Raw genomic sequence first — 4,748 nt, forward strand, 5'->3', positions numbered from 1 at the left:
GAGATCGCCCTGGCCCGCGAGGCCCAGGAGGCCGCCGCGGAACAGGCCGCCGCCGAGAAGGCACAGCAGGACGCCGCCCGCCGCGCCGCCGAGGAGCGCGCGAAGGAGGAACGCCGCGAGGCTGCGCGCCATGCCGAGGATGCAGAAGCCGCGCGCCGCGCCTCGGAGGCCAGGGAGCGCGCCCGCCGCCAGGCCGAGGCCGAGGCGGCCGAGAAGGAAGCGGCGGCCGAAGCCGCCGCCGCGGAACGGCGCGCCGCCGAGAAGAAGGCCGAGGCCGAACGCCGCGCTGCTGCCGAGAAAGCGGCTGCCGAAAAGGCTGCCGCTGAAAAGGCTGCGGCGGAAAAGGCCGAGGCCGAACGAAAGGCCGCCGAAGCCAGGGCCCGCAAGGAGGCCGAGGAAAAGGCCGCAGCCGAGAAGAAGGCCGCGGAGAAGGCCGCCGCCGAGGCCAGGGCTCGCGAACAGGCCGAGGCCGAGCGCAAGGCCGAGGCTGCCAAGCAGGCCGCGCTGGAAGAGGCGATGAAGGACCAGGGCTCGGCCGGTTCGGGCGGCGGCGGTGCGGCCGCGAACGGCCCGCCGCTGAGCCAGGGCGAGAAGGACGGCTTCCGCGTCGCGGTCGAGCAATGCTGGAACCGCGGCTCGCTTTCGACCGAGGCCAGCCGCACCACGGTTTCGGTGCAATTCGCGATGGCCCCGGACGGCACGGTCGAAAAGGGCTCGCTGCGCATGATCGGCCATGAGGGCGGCTCGGACGCGGCGGCGAAACAGGCCTATGAGGCGGCGCGCCGGGCGATCCTGATGTGCGAGCGCGGCGGCTATGACCTGCCGCCCGAGAAATACAACCGCTGGAAGGATGTCATCATCGACTTCAACGCCAGCGGCGGCGCGCGGGTCCAGTGACATGGCGTCCCGCATGGCATCCCCCGGTGCGACACTCTATCCTGCAACCAAGACCTTGCGAGGGCGATTCATGTTGCGAAAATTTCTTCTGACTTCCGTGATGGCCCTTGCGGGCCTGGGGCTGGCCGCGCCGGTCCTGGCGCAGGACGGGCCGTTGCGGATCGAGATCACCGACGGGGTGATCGAGCCGATGCCCTTCGCCATCGCGCAGTTCCATGACGAGGGCGGCGCCGGCGAATACCTGCAGCAGGTGCAGAGCCTGATCGCCGCCGACCTGACCGGCACCGGCCTGTTCCGCGAGATCCCGGCCAGCGCCCATATCGCCCGGCCGGAAAGCTTCGAGGCGCCGGTCAGCTACGAGGACTGGAAGGCCATCAACGCCCAGGCGCTGATCACCGGCGCCGTCAAGGTTGAAGGCGGCAAGGTCGTGGTCAAGTTCCGGCTGTTCGACGTCTTTGCCGGCCAGCCGCTGGGCGACGGCATGCAGTTCGACGCCTCGACCGGCAACTGGCGCCGGGCCGCGCACAAGGCCGCCGACCAGGTCTATTCGCGGCTGACGGGCGAGGGGCCCTATTTCGACAGCCGCGTCGCCTTCGTGCAGGAAACCGGGCCCAAGGACGCGCGCCGCAAGCGCATCGGCATCATGGATTACGACGGCGCCAACGTGAAATGGCTGACCGACGATTCCACGCTGGTGCTGAAGCCGCGCTTCTCGCCCGACGGCTCACGGCTGCTCTACACCAGCTATGCCACCGGCTTCCCGCAGGCGATGATGATGGACGTGAACTCGCTGGCCGTGCGTCAGCTCAGCGCCGGCGGGCAGGGCACGATGAGCTTCTCGCCCCGCTTCTCGCCCGATGGGCGCTGGATCGTCTATTCGCTGGAACAGAACGGCAATACCGACATCTACCAGATGGACGCGGCCTCGGGCGCGCAGTGGGCGCTGACCAACGCCCCCTCGATCGAGACGTCGCCCAGCTACAGCCCGGACGGCACGCAGATCGTCTTCGAAAGCGACCGCTCGGGTTCGCCGCAGCTTTATGTCATGGGCGCCAATGGCGGCGAGCCGAAGCGGATCAGCTTCGGCGAGGGGCGCTATGGCACCCCGGTCTGGTCGCCGCGCGGCGACATGATCGCCTTTACCCGGCAGGTCGGCGGCAAGTTCCACATCGGCGTCATGCGCACCGATGGTTCGGAAGAAAAAATGCTGACGGAATCGTTCCTTGACGAGGGCCCGACTTGGGCCCCCAATGGGCGCGTCGTGATGTTCACGCGGGTGACGCCGGGCGGCGACGGCCAGCCGCGCCTGCATTCAGTGGATATCACGGGGCGCAACATGCGCCCGGTCAAGATCAATGGCGCGGCCTCGGACCCCGACTGGGGGCCGTTGCTGCCCTGAAGCGCGTGAGATGGACAGGATTATGAAAACTTTCATGAAAATTGCCGCGGTCGGCGCCATTCTCGCGCTGGCGGCGTGCGCCCGGCCGGCGCAGGACATGCAGGTCCAGGACCCCTATGCGGGGGCGGGCGGCGCGTCGGGCGTCGGCTCGGCCGTGCTGCCGGGCAGCGCCGAATATTTCAAGGCCAGCGTCGGCGACACGGTGCTGTTCCCGCTGGACCAGTCCACCCTGACCCCCGAGGCGCGGGTGACCCTGGCCAACCAGGCCGGCTGGCTGAACCAGAACCAAGGCTTCGCCGCGGTGATCGAGGGCCATGCCGATGAGCAGGGAACCCGCGAATACAACCTGGCCCTGGGCGCGCGGCGGGCGAATTCGGTGCAGGAATACCTGATCTCGCAGGGCGTGACACCGGGCCGGCTGCGCACCGTCAGCTATGGCAAGGAACGGCCGCTGGCGATCTGCTCGACCGAGGAATGCTTCACCAAGAACCGCCGCGCCGTGACCGTGGTCAGCCCCGGGGTGGGCATGTGATGGCCGGACGGGTTTTCCGCGGGCTGGTTCTGGCGGCGGGCTTCGCCCTGGCGGCCTGGCCGGCCGCGGCGCAGGACGCGCGGACCCTGGCCGATATCCGGGCCGAGCTGAGCCAGCTTTCGACCGACTTGCAGAACCTGCGCGCGCAGCTCGTGGCCTCGGGGCCTGCCGGCTTCGCGGCAGCGGGCGGCGACAGCGCCATCGACCGCATGAACGCCATGGAGGCGCGGCTGGCGCAGCTGACCGGCCAGACCGAGCAGCTGCAGAACCGCATCGACCGCATCGTCAAGGACGGCACCACCCGCATCGGCGATATCGAGTTCCGGCTCTGCGAGATGGAGGAGGGCTGCGACCTTGGCAGCCTGACCACGCCGCCGCCGCTGGGCGAGCAGGGGGGCGCGGCGCCGCTGCCCTCGTCGGACCAGCGGGGCGCATTGACCCAGCCAGCCACCCCCTCGGCCGGGGCCGCCACCGCGGCGGAAAAGGCCGATTTCGACCGGGCCCGGGAGGTGCTCGGTCAAGGTGACTTTCACCGTGCTGCGCAGCTCTTTGCGGCCATTGCCAAGACCCATGCCGGTGGTCCGCTGACCGCCGAGGCGCTGTTTCTGCGCGGAGCGGCGCTGGATGCCGCCGGCGATCTGGACGGCGCAGGCCTGGCCTGGCTGGAAAGCTTCGCCGCCAATCCCGACGGGCCGCAGGCGGCCGATGCGCTGCTGGGCCTGTCGCGGGCCATGTCCGCCAAGGGCGGGCCGCAGGAAGGCTGCTTCTATCTGCAGGAAATCACCAACCGCTTCCCGGCCTCGTCCCAGGCGGCCGAGGCGGAGAAGCGCAAGGCCGCCTCCGGCTGCGACGCGCTGATCGAAGGCTCGGTCGGCGATGCAGAGGAGGGCATGACCGCGGAAACCTTGCCGTCGGAAGGCCTGGACCCCGAGGCCGCCGCGGACCTCGCGGATGGCGGCTGACCCCGCCGCGGTCGAGGCGCGCGTCCATGCCGCGCTGGACCGCCTGGCCGGAAACCTGCCCCTGCTGGGGATCGCGCTGTCGGGCGGCGGCGATTCCACGGCGCTGCTGCATCTTGCCCATCGCTGGGGCCGCGCCCGCCTGTGGGCGGCGACGGTCGATCACGGGCTGCGCCCCGGTTCGGCGGCCGAGGCGCGGCAGGCCGGGCTTGCTGCCGCCGCGCTGGGCATCCGGCACGAGACCCTGACCTGGACCCGAGCCGGCGGCGGCAACCTGATGGCGGCCGCGCGCCAGGCGCGGCTGCGCCTGCTGGCGGATTGGGCGCGCCGCCACGGGCTGGCCGCGGTGCTGCTGGGCCATACGCTGGACGACCAGGCCGAGACCCTGCTGATGCGCCTTGGCCGCGGTGCCGGGGTGGATGGGCTGTCGGCCATGGCCGAGACGCGCCAGGCCTGCGGCATGACCTGGCTGCGGCCGATGCTGGGGGCCAGCCGGTCCGAGCTGCGGCAATGGCTGGCGGCGCACGGGCAGGGCTGGAGCGAGGATCCTTCGAACGAGAACGCGGATTTCGAGCGGGTGCGCATCCGCAAGGCCATCGCCGCGCTGGACCTGCCGCTGCAACAGCTCGGGCAATCGGCGGCGAATCTGGCCATGGCGCGGGACGCCTTGCAGGAATTCGCCGCCCAGGTCGCCGAGGGGGCCGAGGCCCGGGCCGGTTCGCTGGTCCTGCCACTGTCCCGCTTCCTGGCCGCCCCGACCGAGATCCGCCGGCGACTTCTTGTCGCAGGGCTGCGCTTCGTGACCGGCGCCGCCTATCCGCCCCGGCGCGAGCCGGTGCTGCAGGCGCTGGCCACGCTGGCCGAGGGCGGGCGGCTGACGCTGGACGGGGTGATCGCCGAGGCGCGGGGCGGGGTGCTGCGGCTGATCCGCGAACCCGCCGCGGCGGCGCGCAGCCCGGCG

At 71.3% G+C, this 4,748-nt stretch carries 4 protein-coding genes and 1 pseudogene; all 5 read left to right on the forward strand.

What is annotated here, in order from left to right:
• A pseudogene (locus I9P22_RS23160) lies at positions 1–897 on the forward strand (protein TolA); the annotation flags it as partial.
• Between the two features lie 88 nt (positions 898–985).
• Positions 986–2,296, forward strand: coding sequence for a Tol-Pal system beta propeller repeat protein TolB (tolB, locus tag I9P22_RS23165; protein ID WP_408635223.1), 1,311 nt, complete (start codon positions 986–988; stop codon positions 2,294–2,296).
• Between the two features lie 22 nt (positions 2,297–2,318).
• Positions 2,319–2,828 carry a peptidoglycan-associated lipoprotein Pal gene (gene pal, locus I9P22_RS23170; RefSeq protein ID WP_199262505.1) on the forward strand — a complete coding sequence of 170 codons (510 nt, stop codon included), beginning with the start codon at positions 2,319–2,321 and terminating at the stop codon, positions 2,826–2,828.
• Positions 2,828–3,790: a tol-pal system YbgF family protein gene (locus tag I9P22_RS23175; protein WP_199262507.1), complete on the forward strand. Its 963-nt coding sequence runs from the start codon at positions 2,828–2,830 to the stop codon at positions 3,788–3,790. Before pal ends, I9P22_RS23175 begins: the two co-directional genes overlap by 1 nt.
• Positions 3,780–4,748 (forward strand): tRNA lysidine(34) synthetase TilS (tilS, locus tag I9P22_RS23180; protein ID WP_199262509.1); only part of this gene is annotated, 969 nt, incomplete at its 3' end. The genes I9P22_RS23175 and tilS, both read left to right, overlap by 11 nt.

Source organism: Paracoccus binzhouensis (assembly GCF_016446475.1).
GTDB classification, from domain to species: Bacteria; Pseudomonadota; Alphaproteobacteria; order Rhodobacterales; family Rhodobacteraceae; genus Paracoccus; species Paracoccus binzhouensis.